Raw genomic sequence first — 25,853 nt, forward strand, 5'->3', positions numbered from 1 at the left:
ACACATCTATGAGCAGCGTGATATCAAAGCCTTTAACAGCAGTTTTTTCCAAGTTTGAGCGTGAGTGGCAAAATTCGTCTTATCCACAAGTTGAATACGACAACGATTGGTTGTCTCCTTGTACCGTGGGTGAGCCTGTTGATGAGCAAATACATTGGCACCCGGTACTAAGGGAGCAAACTGGGGATTTTTCTGGGATTGAAGCTGCGCTTGAGCTCACTCTTCACCCTAGTATTCAAGCGTTTTATGGTGATTACTTTTCTGAAACTCTAGCGGTTGATTTTCAAAATAATCGTATTGAGCTGGTACAGGCTTGGAATGAACAAGATTTTGATATGCTGCTCGAAAACATTATTGGCCACGTGTTAATGCAACGCAGATTAAAGCAGAATGAGACCGTATTTATTGCTAGTACTGACGATGAAATGCAGGTTGTGAGTATCAATAATGATTCGGGTGAAGTGGTGTTAGAGCAATTGGGTAAAGGCATCGACCGTGTATTAGCGAGTAGCTTAGACGACTTTTTAGCCCAATTGACCCTAGCGAGTTAACGTTTGAAATCCCATGATATATTTGACACCAAGCGACAGCTATCGCATTTAAAATCAAATATATCATGTTCAACCTCATCTAATTTCCATTGGCCTCCACAACTTGGGCAAGCTCTAGCCTTCTCAGTAGATAAGCTTTCACCGCCAACGCGATACAAGTATAAGTAAGTGGGGGTTTTAGTGAGGTATTCCAGCCGCTTGCATAAGTTGCTACCACGTTTAAACAAGTGACTTTTGGTACTGCTCATTTCCATTAGTGCACCATGTTCAAGAATGCTGCCATTCATTTGTAATTGATCGCAAGCTGACCAGTCCTCTTGCCATTTTACTAATTGTTTGTGATCGCCATTGGCTACTGCGGGCAGGTGATACAAAGGAATAGGCGTGAAATGGTCGCCACAACGCAGCGGTGAACAGCTTTGTAAATAGTTGGTATACAGCACTTGCCAAGAGGGCGATTCACATAAGTCGCTGTCATCAGAGTTAATATCTCGGCCCAAACTTTTTATCTTGGGGCTAAGTAAACCTACATCACTCAAGGCTTGTTTAGCACGTTTAACCTGAGCGCTTTGGTGGCTTTCTAGCAAACTATTTTCTTCAGGGCAAACAACTCGAGTACTAAAGGTTGCGTCTTTTATCACCACTGGGAATTCTCGGCCGATAATTTGTCCGTTATAGCGCCAGCAATCGAGTACTTGGTTTATGGCTTTTTCAGCTTGGCTAATAGTGGTATCTGCAAAACACTCAAACTCTATGGTTGTTAAATACATGCTTAGTGATTAGCTTCTAGTTGTGTTACGCGTTTTAGTAAAAATGCTACTTGAGACTCAAGCTCCGCAACGCGCTTTTCCAAAGATAGAGTATTGGTAGAAGCAACAACAGTTGGCTCTGCTGGGGTCAAACCCTCAATAATACTAGGGTCGCGTTTAAAGGCATTTATTGCCTCAATGACCAATGGCATGGGTTGTCGAGAACTTAAACGGCCTTTTACTAAAGCTAAAGTAGGTTGCTTATTATCATCCACTAAAGATTTAATGGCTAACAGAACAATTTGTTGAGACATCTATGTTTCCCTAATGGCGGACAGGTTTTTGGTATAAGTCTAGTAGCTGCTGAATAGCGACTTGTAGCTCTGGGGAGTTACTCGGATCTCTAAGCTGTGCTAATACGAAACTACGTAGGCTTGGAATAAATACTAAATCTGTAAAGATCTGTTGAAACAACTCAGGATCTTGTTGTTTGGATAAGGCTTCGAGAAACGCTTTAAGCATGTTTGGTTCAGCGAGTTGTTGCCACAAACGACCTGCCACTGCAATAAAACTATGAATTGACGTAGCATTTTCTAACTGAAGCATAATGGATTTGTTGATTAGTTGCGTAACTGACGACCCAGCTAAGGCTCTTAAATATAGGCTAGCTAATTCTTCATCTTTTTCTAATTGTTCAGCATGGCTTTGGGCTACGCATTGGCTCAATTGCTGATCGATGCTGGCATGCTCTAGCAACTCTAGCGTTTTATTGGCCACTTCAATGGGCAACTTATGGAATGCCGAGCTTAATAATTTACTATTCTCATCTCTATCTAAACGCGCAATGACATCTGCCAGACCTTGCAGGGCAAGGGCTTGCCAGTTATCCCACGAGCTATCCGCACTTAAGTAACGGTGAACGGCTAGGTAATGCTCTGAAGGTGGTAACTGACAGTCTTTCTTATATAAAGCATTAAAATATGCCAGCTTTTCTTCAATAGGTTTGTAGATGTATTGATTATTGGCTAATGCCTGCTGTTGCTCTTCCGTCGGTTCTTGGTTGAGTTGATGACCCATTGCATCAATCACTAGTTGTATAAACTCATCACGCGCTCCTAGGCTAATAAAGCCTTGTTCATCAACCGGAAGCTGTAAAAACCATATATAAGGTGTATCAGATTGCTGCTTTTGCCAAAAGCATAAGGCAAAGCGGGCTTGCTGCTGAATAGGGGCAGGGTACGGCTGTTTTGCTGTTTCTATGTGATAGAAGTCTTGATTGGATATGTGATGTATCTGTCGACCCATTTCATAAACGCGTAGCTCACTCCCCGAGAGCTGGAGGATTTCGCTTAATGTAGTTATTTTTTTCATGTTCTTAGGTTTCAGTCATCAATGTGGCGTAAGTATCCACATTTATAGGCTTTAGGGCAATCAATAGGCTTAACGGTGCCAGCTGTGTAAAGCAGTGTTACAATGTTGCTTTTAATAGAAGCTTCTTTTAGTTATGCCTGACTCTGTTTTACTGTGCCTAAATCAATTAGAAACCAGCCTCAAGAAATGTAATTGTTGGCAGATGTCTGAGCCAAGCGCAGCCGCTCTCGCAAGTTCGCAACCTTTTTGCGTTGATACCTTAAGTTTGCCGCAGTGGTTGCAGTTCATACTCATCCCTCGAATGCGTGCGTTGATCGAATCTGGTAGCCAATTACCGCAGAAAGTCGACATATACCCTTATGCCGAAGAGTCTGTTAAACAATTAGATATTGATACTGGTGAGTTACTCACCAGTATCAAGGCTTTTGATGAGTGCTTTCCTCAATGAATAACATTATTGAAACTGCTGAAGATCACATCGAGCCCATTCCCGCTGAGTTAGATATTTTGTATCAAGATGAACATTACGCAGCGATTTATAAGCCTGCGGGTTTACTTGTTCATAGAAGTTGGATTGCCAAAGAAGCCACTCAATTTGCGATGCAAATGCTGCGTGACCAGCTGGGCCAATATGTTTACCCGGTTCACCGTTTAGATCGACCGACTAGCGGTGTGCTAATAATGGCTAAATCTTCAGACGCCGCGAAACATTTATCAGTGTTATTTGCCGAACATGCAATAAGGAAAACCTACCTTGCTGTAGTGAGGGGCTATATAGAGGGTGAACATTTACTCGATTACCCGCTAAAAGAAAAGCTAGATAAAATGGTAGACGGTAAAGCTCAGCAGGATAAGCCTGCTCAATCAGCCATTACTCACTATAAAGGCTTACAAAAATCTGAACTTCCATACCCCTCAGGAAAATTTACAACATCTCGTTACAGTTTGGTGGAACTTAAACCGGAAACTGGAAGAAAGCACCAGCTTCGTCGACATATGCACCATTTAAGTCATCACATCATCGGCGATACCACTTATGGCGATGGCCGCCATAACCGCTTATTCCGTGATTTGAACCATGCCGGTTTATGGTTAATTGCTAATCAATTAAGCTTTGTCCATCCCTATACAAAGCAGAATATCAGCATTGTTTGTCCCCGACCTGAGCGGTGGAAACAGATGTTTAAGCTAATGAACTGGAAATAGTTCCACTTTTATTGGTGATCTATATCACATTATTGAAACCCAAATGGAACTTTGAAAAGGGTTTCAAAGTCGTGTAAAAAAATTACTTTTTTTATACCTCAACCTTAAATATTAGTCGATATTTCCTATTTTTTTAGTAATTAATCTACTGAAAGCCTTTTCTTTGTGATTGAAAGCATTTTCATGGCTTTTCTTATGGTCATTTGATGATGTGATCCACAGCTTGTTTTTAGCTGTGAAACCCCTGTTTTCAAGCGATTTTCAGAAAAAGCATTCTGTGATCAGGTTCAAAGTTGTGTCTGTGCAGCCTCCCTATAATCCATCTCAGTTAGCGGATATAAGCACTCTTAACAAATGCACCGCTGGCTCTTACTTAAAAAGGTAAGGGACTTAGTAGTTCTAAAGGAAAAGGAAAGGATTATGAAACTGAAAACACTTGCTGTTGCAGTTACTGCGGCAACAATATCTTCAAGCGCTTTCGCTCTTGATTTCAATGGTTACTTCCGTGCGGGCTTCGGCTTGAACGCTGACGGTGGTTCACAGTACTGTTATGGCGACGGTGGCCCTAACGCTCACGTTGTTGGTCGTTTAGGTGATGAGTGTGATACTTACGCTGAATTATCTTTGAGCCAAAATGTTGTTGAACGTAATACTGGTGAAAAATTCTCTATTCACACCTTGGTTGCTTACGGCACTCAAGAAGGTAATACAGACCAACGCGGTAACTCTTGGCAGGGCGTAGGTGAAGCTACAGACCCTTGGTCTGGTCAACGTTTATCTTTCCGTGAAGCATACGCTAAATACACTATGGCTAGCGGCACAGAAATCTGGGCAGGTAACCGTTACTACGGTCGTAAAGATGTTCACATCAACGATTGGTATTACGTAAACGGTTCTGGCTACGGAGCTGGTGTTGATAGCATTGATCTAGGCTTCGCTCGTTTGGGTGTGGCTGTACGTCATAACAAATGGCATGATGTAGGTGGTGACGATAGCCAACCTTACACATCAACTCCACAATTGGATGTTCGTTTAAGCGGCATCGATATCGGTTTAGGTTCTATTGACCTAATCGCTATGGGCGGCAAAGCTAACCTAAGTGATGCTCAAGAAGATGCTCAAACTGATGGCAGCTACAACGACAAAACTGGTGTTCAGTTAACTGCTGAGTGGGCTGTTGGTCTACCTGGTGGCTTCAACAAGTTAGTTGCTCAGTACTCTACTGAAGGCTACGGTTGGTCTGGTTACGGTATGAACAACCACTTAGGTGATTCATACAACATCGGTGGTGGCGGTGACTTAGGTCGTAAATCATGGCGTATCATTGACCACGGTGTGGTTAAATTTGGTAGCAATGTAGATATGGGTTGGTCTGCTTTTTACTCGCAACTTGATCAAGACGACGCGGGTGATAACAACAAGAGCGATGGTACTCGTTACGGCGTAACAGTACGTCCACGTTACTTGTGGAACAACACCATGAGCACAATTCTTGAAGCTGCATACTACAATGCAGAAGACCCATGGATGAGCGAAAGTGCTGACCTTAACAAGGTTGCATTAGCTCAAGCTTGGTCTCCTCTTCAAGAGAAAGGTGGTTTCTGGGCACGTCCTGAAATCCGTATCTTCGTAGCGAAGTTCGGTGGCGACATGGCTCAAGAGAAAAATGACCTAATGTACGGCGCTCAAGTTGAAGCTTGGTGGTAAACACCGCATTTTAACTTAATTAGTTAGAACGCTAGTCAAGACCCTTAAAATACTCTATTTTAAGGGTCTTTTAGTTTTTTAGGAGGTAGTAATGGGAACTAAACTTGGTGTTGTAGTTTTAGCGTCGATGGTCGGTTTAGCTGCATGTAGTTCGGGAACAGATGACTCTTTGCTATCTGTTAGTGCGGATACTCGCTATCTTTACGCTGATACGCTTGTTACTGAGCGCACATTAGATGCTGCACCAGTTTGTTGTAATAGTTTCGAGCAAATTGATTTCAAATCGATTAACTATGATTACCAATCTGAAGAAGCAATCGATAACTCTAGGCAGGCTTTTCAGTTTAACTCTGGAAAAAGCTTTATCGTAGCTTATGAGTTGCCGCGTTTAGGTGAAGACATTCCAGTAACTTTAGAAGCCGAAATTGGAGAGACAGTTTTTGCTCCAACCGTTGTGCTTTTGAATGAAAATTTCCAAGTATTACGTGTGCTGCCATCAGACTTTTTTAAGTATGTTGAAGCAAAACACTTTAAACCGAACGTATTAGCTGGTTCATTTAAAGTTCGTTTGGCTTCAGGCTTACCGGAGGAGCGTGAGCGGTATATGGTAGTTTATACTACTGACCAATCACTAAGCGAGCAGACTCAAATTGTTCACCCTGCGAGAACCTACGCAAAAGCTCAAGCTAAAGCCGATCCTGGATTACCTGATCCATTAATTCCGCACTCCGTAATGGGTATGCTTAGTGTTGCGTTTAACTCTTCTGCTTCTACCGTTTTTTCCGACAAGGCATGGTTTGGTGGTAAGAAAGAGGAACCATTACCGGCACCATCAAACGATGCCAGTGTAGCCGCAGTTAGTGCAACTAGCACCGCAGCAGTCACATCATCCAGTAACTCTGCGAATGTGGTAGCGGTAGACAGTCGTAGCCTGAAAAAAGCGATGCTACCTGAAACCGAATCTTTCTATAACAATCTTATCGAAGATATGGTGTCTAGAGATGAAGTGGAAAAAGCACTGAAGTTAGTAGAAGAAGCCGAGTATGCCGGTTCACGTTCAGCGCGTAATACCTTTATTGAGGCAGTTAAGAACAAGTAGAACTGTTCTATTGTAACGTTTAATTAGCCAGCTAATGTAGCTGGCTTTTTTGTGCTTATTAAGTATAAAAAAAGCCCTCTTTCGAGGGCTAAAAATAGGCATTTTTTAGTTTATTGGCTTACCACCAAGCTTCAGCTTGGAAACCAAAGGTCACTTCATCTTTCGAGCTTGAATCGCGCGAGATGTATTGGTCAGATTTTGCGTAAGTAGCAAATGCTCGTAGGGCAGGGCGAGCGAATACATTTGGACCCGCTTGCCATTGTTGAGCTACTGTAATTTTAGCGAGTTTGTTATCTTCACTGCCGTTAGCGATGCCCGCATCTTGAAATTCTACAATGTCGTAGCCAAGGTCTAGGATAGTAGATAGGTTGTTGTTCCAGTTGTACTGAGGGCGAACACCTACAGTGAATAGCGTAGAACCTTTATTGTCATCTTTATCGTAGTTTTCGTAGTTAACCACATAAGAAAGTGCGGCGGCGTCAGTTAAATCTACAACCCCCCAGTTTAATATACGGTACCAGCTACCTTGATTGCTTTCTGCCAGGTAAGAACCGCTATCTAAAGGCGCAGCTTCTACTTCTTCGTAAGAGAAGCCTCGAAGTTGACCACTTGCACCAATGCCTGCCATTGCATCTGAGGCATAGGCTACAGAGAGTTTATTGAAACCACCGAAGAAGTTACCTTGGGTGTGCTCAGCCATCAAGAACACACCGCTGTCTTTTTGGTTCTCTACGCGGAAGTCTTGGTCATCTGCTTCTGAGTATGTGCCGTAAATACCAACAAGGCCTAACTCGCCATTGCTGTTAGTATTAATGCCGTCTAAGCGTAAATCTAAGTTGTTACCGGAGAACTCAGCCATCTGCTTGCCTTCACCGGCAATGTTCGCATCAAACAAAGCTTCAGAGGTATTTCGTACCCACGCTGCAGATAGCTTAGCAAAGCCTAGGTCGATGTTTTCAATACCCGCACCGGCACCTGCATTAGCTAGGTAGTAGTAATCGATTTGGTGTACGTCACGACGTTGGTAGAAACGCTTACCAGCCCACAGGTTAGATCCTTCGAAAGACTCAACCATGTTTTGACCAGATACGTACATTTCACGTACCGCAGATGGGCTCTCTTCCCAATCGTTACGTTGGTCTACTGAATGGGCTAGAAGTGTGTGCACACCCATAGATTTGTTGCCTTCTTCATACAAAGGCGCAGAAAGGGCTATTTCTGCATAAGTTTCACATTCGTTACCCAAGCGGTGCTTATACGGTGAACCGTCTGCTTGAAAGCACATTTGGTCGCCGCCAGATCCGGTTGCGCCAATTCCTGAACGCATGTAGCCGTTAAACTCTGGAGTTGCTGCAATAGCTTGAGAAGACATCGCGGCAGTAGCGATGGCAATAGAAAGTGTTTTTAATTTCATTACATAAACCTTATGTGTATTAATTTCCAAATATGGACATAAATAAGCACCCTGTTCTGTAAATTCCAATTCCTGCGGAACATTATGTCGAAAGTATTGTCGCAGTAGTTTTTGATTTTGTCGTGTGAGACTCCTCACATTGACAGCATGAAAATGCTTTCAGGTGCTTTTAAAGTTGATTTATACGAAATTTTATTTCTTATTTTTACTTTATTTTAATGTTTTATATCGCAGTGGTTTTTCTGGATGGATGTGCGGAAAATTACTTAAGGAAGCAGGGAAAACGCGGGATGTAAACAGAGTTGTTACCAGATGTAGGCTTTATATCGACAATGAAAATAAGTGTTACAAAGCGTTACAAAAAGTGCGGGTTAACTTGTGCCAAATCGCATTTTTCTGTTGCGTAAGTCCCTAAACTAAGACCTGAAATCGTAATAAAACGAATTTAGCGACTACTTCATAATAATTAACTATAAGTCGCTCTAAAATTGGCCTTTTTAAGGAAAATGGCTAAGGCTTTATTCAGTACACTATCAGCCCACTAGGAGCTAACTATGTTTGGAAATTTGTTTGCACAAGCGCAAAAGGTAGGAAAGGCACTGATGCTACCCGTATCAGTACTACCTGTTGCGGGTATTTTACTAGGAGTCGGCGCGGCTGACTTCAGTTGGATGCCGCATATCGTATCTCAGTTAATGATGAACGCAGGTGATGCAGTATTTGGTAACATGGCATTGTTGTTTGCCGTAGGTGTTGCCTTAGGCTTTACCAACAATGACGGTGTTGCCGCATTAGCAGCGATTGTTGGCTTTACCATTATGGAAAAAACATTGACCGTTATGGCGCCAGTTATGGACGTTGAAACGATCAATACAGGTGTGCTTGGTGGGATTCTAGCGGGTGCCGTTGCTGGTTGGGCATTCAATCGCTTCTTCCGTATTCAATTGCCTGCATACTTAGGTTTCTTCGCCGGTAAGCGCAGTGTGCCAATTATCACAGGTTTCCTCACTATTTTCCTAGGTGTGTTGCTTGCGTTTATTTGGCCACCGATTGGTAACGGCATTGCTGCATTCTCTCATTGGGCTGCAGAACAAAACCCAACCTTAGCCTTTGGTATTTATGGCATCGTTGAACGTTCATTGATTCCATTTGGTTTACACCATGTATGGAACGTTCCATTCTTCTTTGAAGCAGGTCAATGTAAAACTGCTGCAGGTGATATAGCTAACGGCGTATTAACTTGTTACTTGCAAGCTGATGAGGCATCTCGCGCTGCCGGAAATGGCTTTGGTCAACTAGCGGGCGGTTACATGTTTAAAATGTACGGCCTACCTGCTGCAGCTATTGCAATTTGGCATGCTGCGAAACCAGAGAACCGCGCTAAGGTAGGCGGTATCATGATTTCAGCCGCTTTAACTTCATTCTTAACCGGTATCACCGAACCCATTGAATTTGCATTCTTATTTGTAGCACCTGTGCTTTACGCTATTCACGCGGTATTGGCTGGTCTTGCATTTGTGATAACCAACTCTTTGGGCATGGTACACGGTACGTCATTCTCACACGGTTTGATTGACTTCATCGTATTGTCAGGTAACTCTCAGAAGTTCTGGTTATTCCCTGTTATTGGTTTGGGCTACGCAGCTATTTACTACACGGTGTTCCGCGTGGTTATTGCTAAGTTAGACTTGAAAACGCCAGGTCGTGAAGACGAAGATAATGCAGTATCTAGTGTTGCTGTATCAGAAGACGAAATGTCTAAAAACTTGGTTGAAGCCTTTGGTGGTAAAGCTAACATCGTAAGCTTAGATGCTTGTATCACGCGTTTACGCATACAAGTTAAATCTGTTGAATCGGTAGACCAAGCTAAGCTTAAAGGCTTAGGTGCTGCGGGTGTAGTAGTAGCCGGCCAGGGTGTTCAAGCTATCTTTGGTACCAAGTCAGACAACCTTAAAACAGACATGGAAGCATACTTACAAACTGTTTAACGGTTAATAAATTATGTAAGTAAAAAGGAGGCCTAGGCCTCCTTTTTTAATGGTAATTACCTATTTAAAGTCTTTCTAGTTTGGCTTCTATCTCAGCAATTTTGTTGGTGACTACTTTCTCTAGGTGTTTTAGCTCAGCAAGAACTTGCTGCTTAGTGTCTTTTTCTTGTTGTTCTCTGCGGGTTATCTTATCGAGTTCTTCAACAATGAAGCGAAGATTGGGATTAATCTCAGTGGTATCTTTGTAAGTCCCTCTGCCACCATCTACTAGTACTGTTTTTTTCTGTCGCGGATATTTAAATTTGACACTGCGAGTAAGAAAGTCACCTTTTTCTTTATGGAAATAGATTTTTAGGGTGTCTGAATTAGCTTCTTGACGAAGGCTGTAGCGCTCAATATCACTTGGATTGGTGATCCCAATACTCTTTAAGTTTTTATACATAGATTTTCCTTCGTAGCGAGTCGTTGTTCTAGTGCTGAATACAGTAACCGCGGTAATAATCTGCAGAGTCTGTATATAGCAGCATAGCCCAATAAAAATAGAAGGAGTGTGAACTAAGAAGGTTTTTAACAAGGAAGAGGGGGAGGGAACTAAACTCGAACAGCAAAGGCTGCTCGAGTTTACAATTGATTAGTTGTGAGCGTGTAGCTCTTCGTTTAAGGCAATAGCTGTTTTATTGGTTAAACATTCAATCGCGCCACTGATGCTGTTGCGGCGGAACAGTAAGTCAGACTTGCCGGCTAATTCACGCGCTTTAATTGTTCCAGCTTGCTGTTTGTTTTCATCTATCAGGATAACTTTGGTCCCTGAGGTGATGTACAGACCAGATTCAATGGTACAGCGGTCACCCAATGGGATACCAGTACCTGCGTTTGCGCCAATCAGTGATTCTTCTCCTACCGAGATGATAATGTTACCACCACCAGATAGGGTACCCATGGTGGAACAACCTCCGCCTAAATCAGATCCTTTTCCTACAAATACACCAGCAGAAATACGTCCTTCGATCATGCTAGTGCCAGCAGTACCTGCATTAAAGTTACAGAAACCTTCGTGCATAATCGTAGTGCCTTCGCCGATGTAAGCACCTAGGCGAACACGCGAAGTAGCAGCAATACGTACACCACTTGGGACTACGTAATCAGCCATTTTAGGGAACTTATCTACCGAGGTAACCTGTAGCAATTCGCCTTTAGCGCGAGCGGCCAATTGATGGCTTGGTAGTTCGGCTAAATCAATTGCGCCTTGGTTAGTCCACGCCACGTTTGGAAGAACTGCAAAAATACCGCTCAAATCTGTTCCGTGAGGTTTAACTAAGCGGTGAGACAGCAAATGAAGCTTCAAATATGCTTCAGGAGTCGACTCTGCAGCGTTATCTTCACTTAATAAACAAAGAACACGTGGCTGAGTACTACCTAATAAAGCTTGGTAAGCAATGGCTTGTTCTTTAAGGCCTAGTGCTTCTGCGTTGGCGATTAGGCTGTTTAAGGCTGCGTCGTCTAGTTCAATGTCTTGTTTGCCATTGTTGTAAGCTAAATCTTTGGTTAGGGCGCTTACTTCTGCTTCACTTGGGTTTAATACAGGAGCAGGGTAAAAAACTTCTAGCCAGTGGCCCTTTGCGTTTTTACTTCCCACACCAACGGCGTAACTAAAAAAGTCTTTAGACATGATTGTCTCCAAATAGTGGTTGAGCTTGCTAAATATTATTGTTTGAGTGCTTGTTCCAGAATGCTTTTTAGCTGTTGCTTTTGCTCTGGACTTAGCTTTTCACGTTCACAATTGCTAATGCTGAAAAAATCTTCAGCCTTTTCACCAATAGTGGTGACTTTGGCGGCGTGAATCGTGTAATTAAAGGATTGAAATACGGCGCTTATCTTAGCCAATAATCCTGGCTTATCCAAGGCTACAACTTCAATCAAGGTTCGATTGCCTTTGGTGGGTAAAAACTCCACGCGAGGGGCAATAGAGAACTGTTTAAACTGCCGAGGTAATCGGCGTTGCTTTAGATCGATGGGCACAGCAACATGCAGCTTTTCAGCAAGTCTTTGTTGCAACAATATCCCGCGTTCTACCGATAGTGGTTCGCCATCTTGGTCAAGTACCACAAAAGTATCGAGTACAAAACCATCTCTGCTAGACATGATTTGCGCATCATGAATGTTAAGATTCTTTTGGTCCAACTCTGCGGCAACAGAAGCGAATAAATGCGGAATGTCTTGGCAGTGAATAAATATTTCGGTGCCGCCTCGAGTAGCTCTGCGGCTTACCAGTACGAGAGGTTCGTCTTCACTGTGTCCCCATAAGTGGTCACTGTGCCAGGCAATTTGCTGCGGGGTATGACGCAAGAAATAATCAACTCTAAAACGTTGCCATAGGCCACGAATTTGCTCTTCAGAATATCCTTTAAGGGCTAAGCGCTGAATGGCTTTCTTCTGCTTGTCACGAATAACACCGCGAATATCAACAGGGTTTTCTAAGCCGCGTCTTAGCGCTTTTTGAGTAGAATTATAAAGTTCACTGAGTAGTGTGCGTTTCCAACTGTTCCAGGTGTCATCGTTGGTAGCACAAATATCCGCTACCGTTAAACATAACAGCATGTCTAAATGGCGCTGATCGCGCACCACTTTAGCAAACTCGGTAATCACTTCAGGATCGTAAATATCGCGTTTTTGAGCGGTAACCGACATTAATAGATGGTGTTTAACTAACCACGCTACTGTTCTGGCCGAAGGTTTGCTAAATCCATGGGCTAAACAAAATTCCTCGGCGTCTACCGCACCTAGAGTGGAGTGGTCGCCTTTGCGGCCTTTGGCTATGTCATGAAAAATGGCAGCCAATACCAAAATATCTGGTCGTTCTAAACGCGGATAAACCTGACAACATAGCGGGTGGACTTCTTTTGTCGCAGGGTCTTTAAAAGAATGAATCTTTCTGACCAAGCGATGGGTATGTTCATCAACAGTAAAGGCGTGGAACAAGTCAAACTGCATCTGACCAACAATGCGGCTCCATGCCGGGAAGTAGGTGGACAACACTCCGTAGCGATGCATTAAGGTTAGCGGTAAACCCGTTACATTGGGGTGTTTGATTAAACGCCTAAAGTATCGGCGACACTCAGGTAAATCTTGTAGCCAATGAGTCAAACGACGCCTTGCTTCACGCAACTGACGTAAGGTGGCCGAATAAATACCGGTAATTTTGGGGTTGTCTGCAATGTGTAAAAACATCACCAAAATTTGTTCTGGCTGCTCCAGGAAGAGTTGCGAGTCAGCGCTATCGATTAAATTGCCACGCAGCATGAAATTTTCATCTACTGGCTGCACATCCATGGCGGTATTGCCGAGAATAGCTTCATCAAATAACTGCAGCAGCATTTCATTCAGTTCAGAGATTCGACGAACGGTTTGAAAGAAATGCTTCATTAAACGTTCAACCGGCGCGTTATGGTCACCGCTATAACCTAAAGATTGTGCGACCGCCAACTGGCGATCAAACAGCAATCGATCGTCACTTTTGGTTAAGTGGATATGCAGAGCAAAACGTACTCGCCACAAAAAGTCGCGACAATCTTGCAGCTCTCTACACTCAGCTAGGGTGAGGAAGTTTTGTTTGGTCAGTTCTTCTAAATCACTACTGCCAAAGTGGCGTCCGGCTACCCAACAAATAGTTTGTATGTCGCGCAGCCCACCGGGGTTGGCTTTAATATCTGGTTCTAGTGAGTACGAGTTGCCCTTGTACTGGCGGTGACGGGATAATTGTTCATCTTTTTTGGCGCGGAAAAAAGCTTCACTAGGCCAAAAACTATCGGCGCAAACAGCCATACACAGCTCTTGATAGAGATTTTTATCGCCAAATAGTAAGCGTGATTCTTGCAAGTTGGTGGCAATGGTAATGTCTTCTAAACCGAGTTCTAGACATTCCTCTAAGGTACGCACACTTTGGCCCACGTCGAGGCGGATATCCCACAACAGGGTAATGAACTCACCAATCTTCTCGGCAATCTCGGGTTTTACTTGTTGGCGGCTAAGAATAAGAATGTCGATATCGGAGCGAGGGTGCAACTCACCTCGACCATAACCACCCACTGCGAGTAAGGATAGTTCTGGGTATTCAGCCAGTCCAAAATGTTGCCACAGACAGTGTAGTAATAGATCCATTTGCTGAGAGCGCGATTGAACTAACTCAACAACATGCACACCTTGGTTAAATTGATCAGCCAAGTACTCTTGGAGTTTATCTAAGTATTGCTTACTGCTTTTTAGTGAAATTTCTTCAAGGCAGGGCAAAGGCGGTGCTGCTAGCGTCGTTTCCATGACTAAACCTCTGTGACCGTTGTTGACTAGTGCTTAATAATGCGCGGTAGTTCTTCTTCATCACGAAGAGTCAGTACTTCTACGCCATCGTTGGTCACCAATAAGGTATGTTCCCATTGCGCTGAGTTTTTGCCATCGTTAGTGCGGGCCGTCCAACCATCTTCTTCATCAACCCAGTTGCCTTTCTTGCCTTGGTTGATCATCGGTTCAATGGTAAAGCACATGCCGGCTTTTAATACGGTTCGGTCGTTGTTGCGGTAATGCATAATTTGCGGGTCTTCGTGGAAGCCTTCGCCAATCCCGTGACCACAAAAGTTATCTACAATGCCGTAGCGGTAGTTACCCTTTTTCAAATACTTTTGAATGGCATTACCTATATCACTGACCTTGTTACCGGGCTTAACAACTTTAATCGCTTGATAGAGCGCCTGTTGAGTCACACGGCATAATAATTTGTCGGCAGGTGTTGAGTTACCAACCAAAAACATTTTTGAGGTATCACCATGGTAACCATCTTTGATGACGGTGATGTCAATATTAATAACATCGCCATCTTGCAAAATATGGGTGCTTGAGGGAATACCATGACAAACTACATCGTTTACTGATGTGCAGATAGATTTAGGGAAGCCATGGTAATCAAGCGGAGCAGGTATGGCATCTTGCTCGTTCACTATATAGTCATGGCAGCGTTGATTAAGTTCTTCTGTGCTTACGCCCACTTTTACAAAGGGGCCAATCATGGTGAGAACATCGGCAGCTAATTGGCCGGCAACGCGCATTTTTTCAATTTGTTCTGGGGTTTTTATTACTATGCTCATGAGTCTGTATAGTTGAGTGTTTAGCTTGGTCTTGTGGCTAGTTTACCGTAAGGGGGAGGGGAGTTGTAGTAGCTAGAAGAATTAACAAAATGTTAGTCCTTTCCTTTATCAATTTCGCTAGATGTGGTATAAAGCGCGCCGTAAGTAATTACTCTGGATTTTCGAATTAGAGCCGATGCTTACATTAATTAAATATTTATTTTTTAATCACACACACACATCGGCACGTTTTCCGGGGTGCTGAGCGTTATAGCTTGGTCGGTAAAATGGGATGTGTGGAGGCCTAACCCCATTTGAGGAAATTTATAATGGCAAATGTTTCAATGCGCGATATGCTTCAAGCAGGCGTACACTTCGGTCACCAAACTCGTTACTGGAACCCAAAAATGAAGCCTTTCATTTTCGGTGCACGTAACAAAGTTCATATCATTAACTTAGAAAAAACTGTACCTATGTTTAATGATGCAATGTCTGTTCTTAAGAAAGTTGCATCTAAGAAAGGTAAAGTTCTTTTTGTTGGTACTAAGCGCGCCGCTGGTGACACCATCAAGACTGAAGCACTTCGTTCAGATCAATTCTACGTTAACCACCGTTGGTTAGGTGGTATGTTGACTAACTGGAAAACAGTTCGTCAATCTATCAAGCGTCTAAAAGATCTAGAAGCTCAAAGCCAAGACGGTACTTTCGAAAAGCTAACCAAGAAAGAGGCGCTTATGCGTACTCGCGAAATGGAAAAGCTTGAGAAGAGCCTTGGCGGTATCAAAAACATGGGCGGTCTACCTGACGTATTGTTTGTAATTGATGCTGAACACGAGCACATCGCTATTCGCGAAGCAAACAACCTAGGTATCCCTGTAATCTCTGTTGTTGATACCAACTCTGCACCAGACGGTGTTGATTACATCATTCCTGGTAATGACGATGCTATCCGTGCAATTAAATTGTACCTTGGCGCAGCTGCTGATACCGTGCTACAAGGTCGTCAAGACGACATCGTAGTACAAGCTGAAGAAGATGGTTTCGTAGAGGAAGCTGCTGAGTAATAAATGCAATAAACTGCATTTATTCTAAGTGAGCTTGATGAATAGCAGGGGACAAACTTGTCCCCTGAGTTTTATCCGATAAATAATCGAGGATCGAACAAATGGCAATTACTGCTGCCCTAGTAAAAGAACTGCGCGAACGTACCGGCGCAGGCATGATGGATTGTAAAAAAGCGTTGACTGAAACTGATGGCGACATCGAGTTAGCGATTGAAAATATGCGTAAAAGCGGTGCGGCTAAAGCTGCTAAAAAAGCGGGTAATATCGCTGCTGAAGGCGCAATTATTATTAAAGAAGGCGCAGGTTTTGCTGCCTTGTTAGAAGTTAACTGTCAAACTGACTTCGTTGGTAAAGATGCAAGCTTCTTAGCGTTCGCTGAAAAAGTTGCTGAAGCAGCTGCAGCGGCTAAAACTGATATCGATTCTTTGAAAGCTAATTTTGAAGAAGAACGTGTTCAGTTAGTAGCTAAAATTGGCGAAAACATCTCTATCCGTCGTGTTGAGTACTTAGATGGTGCTTCAATTGCTTCTTACCGTCACGGCGAGCGCATTGGTGTAGCTGTTGCTGGTGAAGCCGACGCAGAAACGCTTAAGCACGTTGCTATGCACGTTGCTGCTTCTAAGCCTGAGTTCTTATCTCCTGAAGATGTTCCAGCTGACGTAGTTGCGAAAGAAGAAAAACTTCAAATCGAAATCGCGATGAATGAAGGCAAACCAGAAGAAATCGCTAAGAAGATGGTTACTGGCCGCATGAAGAAATTCACCGGTGAAATCTCTCTTACTGGTCAAGCGTTCATCATGGAACCTAAGAAAACTGTTGGCGCAATCTTGAAAGAGAAAGGTGCTTCAGTAGCCGGTTTCATTCGTCTAGAAGTTGGCGAAGGTATTGAGAAAAAAGAAGAAGATTTTGCTGCAGAAGTTGCTGCACAAATCGCTGCAGCTAAAAAGTAATTTTAGTTGTACTTCAGGTTGCGGTATCATGCCGCAACCTTCTTATATTCTTTATTAATGAGAGAACATCATCGCTATGAGCACCAACCCTAAACCTGCATATCGCCGTATTCTTTTAAAACTTTCAGGTGAAGCCCTAATGGGTGACGAAGGTTTTGGTATTGACCCTAAAGTATTGGATCGCATGGCTCTAGAAATTAAAGAGTTAGTAGAGTTAGGTATCCAAGTTGGCTTAGTTATTGGTGGCGGTAACTTGTTTCGAGGCGAAGGCCTTGCTAAAGCAGGTATGAACCGTGTTGTAGGCGATCATATGGGCATGTTGGCCACCGTAATGAACGGTTTGGCGATGCGTGATGCGCTACATAGAAATTTTGTAAACGCCCGCCTAATGTCGGCCATTGAGCTGAACGGCGTGTGTGATTCTTACAATTGGGCAGACGCTATTAGTAACCTAAAAGCAGGTAAAGTAGTTATTTTCTCAGCGGGTACCGGTAATCCTTTCTTCACAACAGACTCTGCTGCTTGTTTACGTGGTATTGAGATTGAAGCTGAAGCCGTGCTTAAGGGCACCAAAGTTGATGGCGTATACACCGCCGACCCAGTTAAAGATCCTGCTGCTACTTTATATAGCGAGCTGGATTATAACGAAGTATTAGACAAAGAATTAAAAGTGATGGATTTAGCTGCATTCACTTTGGCCCGTGACCACAACTTACCGATTCGTGTATTTAACATGAATAAGCCTGGTAGTTTGAAAAATGTTGTAATGGGCTATGACGAAGGCACTACGATTTGTCACGTATCAAATAAAACAGAAACAGAGTAGGGATAGTTATCGTGATTAACGAAATCAAACAAGATGCTCAAACACGTATGGGTAAAAGCATTGAGTCTTTAAAAACTCAAATGTCTAAAGTACGTACCGGCCGCGCGCACACTAGTCTTCTTGATGGCATTGTGGTGCCATATTACGGGGTAGATACTCCGTTAAATCAAGTGGGTAACGTATCAACTGAAGATTCACGCACACTGACTGTTACTGTATTTGATGCCAGCCTAATTAGTGCTGTTGAGAAAGCAATTATGAGCTCAGATTTGGGTTTGAATCCTTCTTCTGCAGGCACGTTAATTCGCATTCCTTTACCGATGTTAACTGAAGAACGCCGTCGTGACCTAATCAAGATTGTTCGCGCCGAAGCTGAACAAGCTCGTGTAGCTATTCGTAATATTCGCCGTGATGCCAATGGCGATGTGAAAGAGTTACTGAAAGAAAAAGAGATTGGCGAAGACGACGACCGTAAAGCGCAAGATGACATTCAAAAAATCACTGATGCTGCAGTGAAGCTAGTGGACGAAGCTTTAGCCGCCAAAGAAGCGGAATTGCTTGAAGTTTAAGCGATTAATGAGTTAAAAATAGCCGTGTCTTGTTACACGGTTTTTTTTTGTAAGAACGAGTAGTGAATATGACCTTACCTGAAGCGCAGCAGTTAGCCGTAAAAGATGCTATGCCTAAACACGTTGCTATTATTATGGATGGCAATGGACGGTGGGCTCAGCAGCGCGGGAAATTGCGTATGTTTGGCCATCAAGCAGGGGTGAAGTCGGTAAGACGCGCAGTTAGTTTTGCCAATCAACTTGGCGTAAAATCATTGACCTTGTTTGCCTTTAGTAGCGAAAATTGGCGCCGTCCTGAAGAAGAAGTGTCAAGCTTGATGAACTTGTTTTTGACAGTTTTGCAACGTGAAGTTAAAAAACTGAAAAACAATAATGTACAACTAAGAATAATTGGGGATACTTCCCGCTTTAGTGACAAGTTGCAAAAACGCATTGCATTAGCTCAAAATGAAACCGCCAGCAATGATGGTTTGGTGTTAAATATTGCCGCGAACTATGGTGGTCGCTGGGACATTGTTAATGCTACTCAGCAATTGGCTCATCAAGTGAGTAAAGGTCGACTTAATGCTGAAGACATTAGCGAAGAGCACATTTCTGCAGTTATGGCTTCTGATACAGTTGGCGACGTAGATTTGTTGATTAGAACCGGTGGGGACCACCGCATAAGCAACTTTTTACTGTGGCAAACGGCTTATGCAGAGTTGTATTTTAGTGACGTATTGTGGCCTGATTTTGATGACGAAGCCTTTGGTAAAGCCGTGGCTGCGTTTGTTAGCCGAGAGCGCCGCTTCGGGTGTACCGGGGAACAGGTACAAGCCCTAATAAAAAATAAACAAGAAAATGAGGACCATTTTGCTTAAGCAACGAATCATTACTGCATTGGTACTAGCGCCGCTTGCGTTAGCTGCCATCTTCAAATTACCTTTATTTGCCCTCGCGGTAGTATTTGCTTTGGTACTGGTACTTGCTGCCAGAGAGTGGGCGCGCGTTGTTTCTAAAGACAACACTAAACGCGCTATTTTTATTGTTGTATTTGCTTTGGTTTTTGGACTGAGCTTATGGCAACTTCCCTTAGATTCTTTAGCTCAATCAAGTTGGTTCAGCGCTATGCTAAGCGTTTCGGTGATCGCTTGGTTAAGTAGTTTGTACTTGTTAGCGACTTATCCAAAAGCCGCTACTTTTTGGCACAACAGTTCCTTATTTAAGGTAATTGTTGGCCTCATTGTATTACTTCCGTTCTTTTGGTCTTTAATATATCTTCGCTCAATCGACGCTACCAACCCCCTCGTAGGTGGTGCTTGGGTGCTGTATGTATTGATGTTGGTTTGGGCGGCAGACACCGGTGCTTATTTTGCGGGTAAACAATTTGGTAAGCGCAAACTAGCAGAAAACGTTAGTCCTAAGAAAACCATAGAGGGTCTGTTGGGCGGTTTTGGTGTTGCAGCTTTAGTCACTATTACTGCTTTGTACTCTCTTGATATCCCAGAAGGTAAAGCTTGGATATTGGTGCTTGCCAGTGGGTTCACTGTGCTTGCGTCAGTGGTCGGTGATTTGGTCGAGAGTATGTTTAAGCGACAAGCGGGCATTAAAGACAGTGGTAGCTTATTGCCTGGGCATGGCGGCTTGCTGGATAGAATCGACAGTTTAACTGCTGCAATGCCTGTATTTGCTTTCTTTTTCCTTCACTGGATGTAGGCTAGCATGAGCAAACAACTGCTTATCCTAGGCGCGACAGGATCTATCGGTAGCAGTACGCTAAAAGTTCTTCGCGAGAACCCAGATAGTTTTTCTTTATTCGGGGTAACGGGGGGGCGAAACGTATCTGCGATGCTCGAAATTTGTCGAGAGTTTGCCCCTAAATACGCTGTAATGGCTGATCCAACTAGTAACCAAGAGCTACGCAAAGCGATTTTAGACACTTCTTTAGCTTGCGAAGTGCTGGCAGGCGAAAACGCGATCACACAACTGGCCGCTGAACCCGATGTAGATCTTGTTATGGCCGCGATTGTGGGGGCTGCGGGTCTGTTACCCACTTTGTCTGCGGTAGAGGCTGGTAAAACGGTCTTGTTGGCCAACAAAGAAGCACTGGTGATGAGTGGTGCCATTTTTATGGATGCCGCAAAACGTAGTGGCGCCCAAGTATTGCCTGTCGATAGTGAGCACAACGCGATATTTCAATGTATGCCTGAAGCGGTACAAAACACATTGGGATATTGTGATTTAAAGGCCGCAGGCATTAGTAAGATCTTGCTTACTGGCTCTGGTGGCCCTTTTCGATACAACTCACTTGATAGTTTAGCTAGTGTTACTCCTGAACAAGCATGTGCTCACCCCAATTGGTCGATGGGTAAAAAGATATCGGTCGACTCAGCGACTATGATGAACAAAGGTTTAGAGTATATTGAAGCCAAACGTTTGTTTAATACTCAGCCTAAACAAATTGATGTGATTATCCATCCACAATCGATCATTCACTCGATGGTGCAATATTGCGATGGTTCAGTATTAGCCCAGATGGGGCAGCCTGATATGGCGACTCCTATTGCACACGTGATGGCCTACCCAAAACGGCAAACGTCGGGAGTGGAAGCGTTGGATTTCTTCTCTATTGGTGAACTTAGCTTTATCCCCCCCGATTACTCTCGCTACCCTTGCCTCAAGCTTGCGATTGATGCTTGTTATGATAGCCAAGCTGCTACTACTTGCTTAAATGCTGCAAACGAAATTGCCGTTGACGCTTTTTTAGCAGGGAGAATAAAATTCATCCAAATTGCTGACGTTGTAGCCAGTTGTTTAGATAAACTCAGTTATATTGGCCAAGAGACTGAACTTTCAGTTTTACTCGAGGTCGACCAAAAGGCGCGATTGCATGCTGGTGCAGCGGTTAAAAGGATCTGTGCATGAACGAAGTAATTTGGAATACCTCATTTTTTATTATTGCCTTAGGCATTTTGGTCACGGTTCATGAATTCGGCCATTTTTGGGTAGCACGTCGTTGCGGCGTTAAAGTAGAGCGCTTTTCTATTGGTTTTGGCAAGGCGCTATGGCGTAGAACCGCGAAAGATGGCACTGAATATGTTGTGGCGATGATTCCTTTAGGTGGCTACGTAAAAATGCTCGATGAGCGAGTTGCTGAGGTGCCAGAATCACTTCGTTCCCAAGCATTTAACAACAAAAGCTTAAGCCAGCGTAGTGCAGTTGTTGCGGCTGGACCTATTGCCAACTTCTTGCTAGCAATTTTAGCCTTCTGGATTATGTTTGTTATCGGCGTTCCTTCGGTCAAGCCGGTACTAGGTGGGGTTGCTCCTCATAGCATTGCAGAACAAGCAGGCCTTCGTTCAGGGCAAGAGATTGTTCAAATTGCGGGCCAAGAAACACTTGATTGGGAAAGTGTTAACTTGGCATTAGTGGGTGAGTTGGGTGGTGAAACGTTGCCTATCCAAGTTGTTGACACGGAAACGTCGCAAAGCTCCACTGCGTATTTGGACATTCGGCAGTGGCAGCTAGATAGCGAGCAGCAAAGCCCTATATTGAGTTTAGGCCTAAAGCCGTTTAATCCGACAATATCTTTAGCAGTAGCTAAAGTCGTTGAAGGAAAACCCGCTGCAAATGCTGGGATTAAAGAAGGTGATGTTTTAGTTGCTTTAGATAGTGTTAGCTTGTCTTCGTGGCAAGATTTTGTGGATTATGTCCAAGCTCGCCCTGAAGAAAATATTCGTCTAGATATTTCACGCGATGGAAATGCCTTACAAATGGGTTTAGTGCCCGAGGCACGCGAATATCAAGGGCAGATATCGGGTTATGTCGGACTCGCGCCAGAAATTGGCGAGTTTCCAGAAGAGTACCGTATCGACTTACATTACGGATTTGTTGAATCAATAGGCAAATCCTTGGAACGAACTTGGCATTTAAGCAAATTGACCGTATCTATGATCGGTAAATTGGTGACAGGGGTGGTTTCATTAGATAATCTTAGCGGTCCAATATCTATAGCCAAAGGCGCTGGAGCAACTGCAGATTATGGCTTGGTATATTTCTTGGGTTTTGTCGCTTTAGTTAGTATTAATTTAGGCATTATAAACTTGTTTCCATTGCCAGTATTAGATGGCGGTCATTTGGTGTTTTTTGCCATCGAAGGGATCACTGGTAAGCCTGTTTCAGAACGCGTACAGGAAATAGGATTTCGAATCGGTGCAGTATTAGTGATGGCTCTTATGAGTCTTGCTATTTTTAATGATTTTATGCGCTTATAACAATTAAATAGGACGTTCTTTTTTCTTATGTTCAAAAAGCAGTTGGTTGTTGGACTTTTTCTGGCCTGCATTAGCGGTACCACTTTAGCGGAAGGGAATTCTTCTTTCACTGTAGCTGATATTCGCATCGAAGGTTTACAGCGAGTTTCATTAGGTGCCGCCTTGTTACAAATTCCTTTGCGGGTTGGTGACGATGTCTCCAGTTCCGAAGTGAGTGAAAGTATTAAACGTCTATATAAGAGCGGTAACTTTGAAGATATTCAAGTTTATCGCGATGGCGAGGCGTTGGTATTCAAAGTTTTTGAACGCCCTACCGTGAGTAACATTGAGTACTCAGGTAACAAAGATATTAAAACTGAACAGTTGGAGGAGTCTTTACGCTCTTCAGGCATCAAAATAGGCGAGCCTCTTGATAAAACTAATCTTCGAAATATCGAAAAAAGCTTAGAAGACTTCTATTACAGTGTGGGCAAGTACAGTGCGCGTGTTAAAGCGATTGTTACACCACTTCCGCGCAATCGAGTTGATTTGAAGTTTAACTTCCAAGAAGGCCTATCAGCTGAAATTGAACAAATAAACATCATTGGTAATGAAAAGTTTTCATCGGGCGAGTTGTTAAAACGCATGAGCTTGACCGACAAAGTACCTTGGTGGAACGTTCTCGGTGATAAAAAATATCAAAAGCAGAAGTTAGCTGGTGATTTAGAAACTATCAACAGTTTTTATTACGACCGTGGTTACATTCGCTTTAAAGTTGATTCCACTCAAGTAGCTCTGACTCCCGATAAAAAGGGTATCTACATTACCCTTAATGTCGAAGAGGGAGATATCTACAATGTAGAGAAAGTGGAACTGGCTGGTAACTTGTTAGATAAAAGTACCGAACTCAATGGATTAGTCAGTATTAAACCTGGAGACATATACAGCGGCGCTGAAGTGACAAAAACCGAAGATATGTTATCTAAGTTTTTAGGTCGCTATGGTTATGCTTACCCTCAGGTGAATGTTTTTCCGGTGATTAATGACGAAGATAAATCTGTAGTGTTAAATATTAACATTGACCCTGGTAGTAGGGTTTATGTTCGCCGAATTAACGTAAGCGGCAATACAATCACAAAAGATGAAGTGATTCGCCGTGAAATGCGTCAAATGGAAGGTACTTGGTTATCAAGCCGATTGGTTGAGCAGTCTAGAGCGCGCTTAAGTCGCTTAGGTTTCTTTGAAACTGTTGAGGTTGAAACTACTAAAATTCCGGGCTCTGATGACCAAGTTGACGTTAGCTTTGTCGTTAAAGAACAACCTTCAGGCTCATTTAATGCGGGCGTTGGCTTCGGTACTGAATCAGGTGTAAGTCTCTCTGCCGGTGTTCAGCAAGACAACTTTTTAGGGACTGGTAATAGAGCGGGTATTAATGTTAGTACCAACAAATACTCTAAAAACTTTGATGTAAACTTTACTGACCCTTACTTTACTAAAGATGGCGTGAGTTTCGGCGGCCGCTTTTATTACACTGACTTTGAAGCGTCTAAAGCCGACATTGTTGACTATAACAATGAAACGATTGGCTTACGCGGTACGCTAGGTTTTCCTGTAAATGAATATAACCGCTTAAGCGCGAGTTTAGGTCTTGAGCAAAACAAAATTTCTCAGTTAAACGCTTATGCTCAGATTCAACAATTTTGGGATATTTATGCGCCACACCGAAATGACGATGGCTCATTAACCTTCGGTTCTTTAGATACTACCTTAGGTTGGTCTAGAAATACTTTGAACAATGGCTCAATGCCAACCGCGGGTTCTTCGCAAAAGTTTGATACCAAGATTACTATTCCAGGTTCAGATGTTCAGTACTTCAAAATGAGTTTTGATACTCGACATTTCTTCCCGATCACTACCAATCATGACTGGGCTTTCGCGGTGCGTGGTAACGTTGGTTATGGCAATGGTTATGGGCAACTTGAAGGTAACGACCAAATCTTACCTTTCTTTGAGAACTTTTACGCAGGTGGTTATTCCACCCTACGTGGCTTCAGTTCGAATACAGTAGGACCGAGAGCACTGTATTTAGTTGATAACAATGGTAGTTCTTATGTGACCGCTTCTGATGATTCAGTTGGTGGTAACGCACTAGCCGTTGGTTCTGCAGAGATCATTTTTCCAACACCTTTTTTAGATGAAGCCTATATTCGACAAGTTCGTACTACTGCGTTCATTGATTTTGGTACTGTTTGGGACACTGAGTTCGATTATGAACGCTTTAGTCAAATGCAATGTATTAGCTACTGTGACCGACTGGGCGACTATTCTTCACCCGACCGAATTCGAGCCTCGGTAGGTGTATCTATTCAGTGGTTCTCGCCTATGGGGCCATTGGTATTCTCATTTGCTAAGCCAATAAAGAGTTACGAGGGTGATCGTTCTGAGAACTTTTCGTTTAACATTGGCCAAACCTTTTAATTGTTTATTTTAGGAGTATTCTTTTGAAAAAATTAATCGCTGCAGTTGCACTTGCTGTAACTATGATGACCCCAAGCTTCTCTGCTCTAGCAGAAGCAAAAATTGCTGTAATTAACATTGCTGATGTTTTTCAACAATTGCCACAACGCGATACTTTACAAAAAACACTGAAAGATGAGTTTGAAGTTCGTGTGCAAGAAGTGCGCGGTTTAGAAGCTGAAATGCAGCGTCTTTATGATAAGCGTGAGAAAGACGGAGAGCTATTAGGCCAGCAAGAAGTGACAAAAATAACTCGCCAATTAGAAACGATGCAAGCTGAGTACAAACTTAAGCGCAAAAACCTAGAAGAAGATCAGCGTCGTCGCGGTGCGGAAGAACAACAGAAGTTGATGGTTAAAGTTCAGGAGGCCATTGTTGAAGTATCTAAGTCTCAAGGCTACGATTTAGTATTGCCTTTAGATGCAACAGCCTACGCTTCGGATTCTCTTGATATTACCAAGCTAGTTATTCAACAAGTTAGTAAGAGTAAGTAAAT

General features: G+C 43.2%; 23 protein-coding genes and 1 pseudogene. 16 read left to right on the top strand and 8 right to left on the bottom strand.

Features of this window, described 5'->3' with window-relative positions; translation table 11 throughout:
* The first annotated feature begins 8 nt into the window (after positions 1-8).
* Positions 9-551 (top strand): SecY-interacting protein, encoded by a 543-nt coding sequence (gene syd, locus FFR00_RS07855; protein WP_137672839.1) that lies wholly within the window; start codon positions 9-11, stop codon positions 549-551.
* Here syd and FFR00_RS07860 read toward each other — a convergent pair.
* Genes FFR00_RS07860 through FFR00_RS07870 form a run of 3 tightly spaced genes read right to left on the bottom strand, consistent with a single transcriptional unit; the run spans position 548 to position 2,671 of the window.
* Entirely contained in the window at positions 548-1,321 is a 774-nt protein-coding gene (locus FFR00_RS07860) for a Zn-ribbon-containing protein (protein WP_137672840.1), read from the bottom strand. The two genes, syd and FFR00_RS07860, sit on opposite strands and share 4 nt — an antisense overlap.
* Before the next feature lie 2 nt (positions 1,322-1,323).
* Positions 1,324-1,614 carry a hypothetical protein gene (locus FFR00_RS07865; protein ID WP_137672841.1) on the bottom strand — a complete coding sequence of 97 codons (291 nt, stop codon included), beginning with the start codon at positions 1,612-1,614 and terminating at the stop codon, positions 1,324-1,326.
* Between the two features lie 10 nt (positions 1,615-1,624).
* Entirely contained in the window at positions 1,625-2,671 is a 1,047-nt protein-coding gene (locus tag FFR00_RS07870; protein WP_137672842.1) for a DUF3549 family protein, read from the bottom strand.
* A gap of 202 nt (positions 2,672-2,873) precedes the next feature.
* On the opposite strand from FFR00_RS07870, the gene FFR00_RS07875 reads away from it, so the two are divergent.
* From FFR00_RS07875 to FFR00_RS07890, 4 genes are all read left to right on the top strand, one after another.
* Positions 2,874-3,119, top strand: coding sequence for a YqcC family protein (locus FFR00_RS07875; protein WP_235836178.1), 246 nt, complete (start codon positions 2,874-2,876; stop codon positions 3,117-3,119).
* A complete protein-coding gene (gene truC, locus FFR00_RS07880) occupies positions 3,116-3,877 on the top strand; it encodes a tRNA pseudouridine(65) synthase TruC (RefSeq protein WP_137672844.1) in 762 nt (253 codons plus the stop codon). Before FFR00_RS07875 ends, truC begins: the two co-directional genes overlap by 4 nt.
* A 420-nt stretch (positions 3,878-4,297) precedes the next feature.
* Positions 4,298-5,584 carry a carbohydrate porin gene (locus FFR00_RS07885; protein WP_201798712.1) on the top strand — a complete coding sequence of 429 codons (1,287 nt, stop codon included), beginning with the start codon at positions 4,298-4,300 and terminating at the stop codon, positions 5,582-5,584.
* A 91-nt stretch (positions 5,585-5,675) separates the two neighbouring features.
* Positions 5,676-6,683 carry a MalM family protein gene (locus FFR00_RS07890; RefSeq protein WP_137672845.1) on the top strand — a complete coding sequence of 336 codons (1,008 nt, stop codon included), beginning with the start codon at positions 5,676-5,678 and terminating at the stop codon, positions 6,681-6,683.
* 118 nt (positions 6,684-6,801) lie between these two features.
* On the opposite strand, the gene lamB is transcribed toward FFR00_RS07890, so the two are convergent.
* On the bottom strand, positions 6,802-8,097 hold the full coding sequence (gene lamB, locus FFR00_RS07895; RefSeq protein ID WP_137672846.1) for a maltoporin LamB: 1,296 nt from the start codon (positions 8,095-8,097) through the stop codon (positions 6,802-6,804).
* A 554-nt stretch (positions 8,098-8,651) separates the two neighbouring features.
* Between lamB and ptsG the strand changes: the two genes are divergently transcribed.
* Entirely contained in the window at positions 8,652-10,085 is a 1,434-nt protein-coding gene (gene ptsG / locus FFR00_RS07900; protein ID WP_137672847.1) for a PTS glucose transporter subunit IIBC, read from the top strand.
* 64 nt (positions 10,086-10,149) lie between these two features.
* On the opposite strand, the gene FFR00_RS07905 is transcribed toward ptsG, so the two are convergent.
* The 4 genes and pseudogenes from FFR00_RS07905 to map all read right to left on the bottom strand — a co-directional run.
* Entirely contained in the window at positions 10,150-10,527 is a 378-nt protein-coding gene (locus tag FFR00_RS07905) for a DUF3461 family protein (protein WP_137672848.1), read from the bottom strand.
* A 189-nt stretch (positions 10,528-10,716) separates the two neighbouring features.
* Positions 10,717-11,754 (bottom strand): 2,3,4,5-tetrahydropyridine-2,6-dicarboxylate N-succinyltransferase, encoded by a 1,038-nt coding sequence (gene dapD, locus FFR00_RS07910; RefSeq protein ID WP_137672849.1) that lies wholly within the window; start codon positions 11,752-11,754, stop codon positions 10,717-10,719.
* Positions 11,755-11,789: 35 nt separating this feature from the next.
* Positions 11,790-14,399: a bifunctional uridylyltransferase/uridylyl-removing protein GlnD gene (gene glnD, locus FFR00_RS07915; protein ID WP_137672850.1), complete on the bottom strand. Its 2,610-nt coding sequence runs from the start codon at positions 14,397-14,399 to the stop codon at positions 11,790-11,792.
* A gap of 26 nt (positions 14,400-14,425) precedes the next feature.
* Positions 14,426-15,235, bottom strand: a pseudogene (map, locus tag FFR00_RS07920) (type I methionyl aminopeptidase); the annotation flags it as partial.
* Positions 15,236-15,528: 293 nt separating this feature from the next.
* On the opposite strand from map, the gene rpsB reads away from it, so the two are divergent.
* From rpsB to FFR00_RS07970, 10 genes are all read left to right on the top strand, one after another.
* Positions 15,529-16,263, top strand: coding sequence for a 30S ribosomal protein S2 (gene rpsB, locus FFR00_RS07925; RefSeq protein ID WP_137672852.1), 735 nt, complete (start codon positions 15,529-15,531; stop codon positions 16,261-16,263).
* A gap of 101 nt (positions 16,264-16,364) precedes the next feature.
* On the top strand, positions 16,365-17,213 hold the full coding sequence (gene tsf, locus FFR00_RS07930; protein ID WP_137672853.1) for a translation elongation factor Ts: 849 nt from the start codon (positions 16,365-16,367) through the stop codon (positions 17,211-17,213).
* Between the two features lie 76 nt (positions 17,214-17,289).
* A complete protein-coding gene (pyrH, locus tag FFR00_RS07935) occupies positions 17,290-18,039 on the top strand; it encodes a UMP kinase (protein ID WP_137672854.1) in 750 nt (249 codons plus the stop codon).
* 11 nt (positions 18,040-18,050) lie between these two features.
* Positions 18,051-18,608: a ribosome recycling factor gene (gene frr / locus FFR00_RS07940; protein WP_137672855.1), complete on the top strand. Its 558-nt coding sequence runs from the start codon at positions 18,051-18,053 to the stop codon at positions 18,606-18,608.
* 68 nt (positions 18,609-18,676) lie between these two features.
* Complete coding sequence (locus FFR00_RS07945; RefSeq protein WP_137672856.1) at positions 18,677-19,468, top strand: isoprenyl transferase; 792 nt, start codon at positions 18,677-18,679, stop codon at positions 19,466-19,468.
* Positions 19,461-20,303, top strand: coding sequence for a phosphatidate cytidylyltransferase (locus FFR00_RS07950; RefSeq protein WP_137672857.1), 843 nt, complete (start codon positions 19,461-19,463; stop codon positions 20,301-20,303). Before FFR00_RS07945 ends, FFR00_RS07950 begins: the two co-directional genes overlap by 8 nt.
* Positions 20,304-20,309: 6 nt before the next feature.
* Positions 20,310-21,512, top strand: a complete 1,203-nt coding sequence (ispC, locus tag FFR00_RS07955; RefSeq protein ID WP_137672858.1) for a 1-deoxy-D-xylulose-5-phosphate reductoisomerase — start codon at positions 20,310-20,312, stop codon at positions 21,510-21,512.
* A complete protein-coding gene (gene rseP, locus FFR00_RS07960; protein WP_137672859.1) occupies positions 21,509-22,861 on the top strand; it encodes a sigma E protease regulator RseP in 1,353 nt (450 codons plus the stop codon). The genes ispC and rseP overlap by 4 nt, the downstream gene beginning before the upstream one ends.
* Before the next feature lie 27 nt (positions 22,862-22,888).
* On the top strand, positions 22,889-25,318 hold the full coding sequence (bamA, locus tag FFR00_RS07965) for an outer membrane protein assembly factor BamA (RefSeq protein WP_137672860.1): 2,430 nt from the start codon (positions 22,889-22,891) through the stop codon (positions 25,316-25,318).
* Positions 25,319-25,341: 23 nt separating this feature from the next.
* Positions 25,342-25,851: an OmpH family outer membrane protein gene (locus FFR00_RS07970; protein WP_137672861.1), complete on the top strand. Its 510-nt coding sequence runs from the start codon at positions 25,342-25,344 to the stop codon at positions 25,849-25,851.
* Positions 25,852-25,853 lie beyond the last annotated feature (2 nt).

Source organism: Agarivorans sp. Toyoura001 (assembly GCF_005405585.1).
Lineage (GTDB): Bacteria > Pseudomonadota > Gammaproteobacteria > Enterobacterales > Celerinatantimonadaceae > Agarivorans.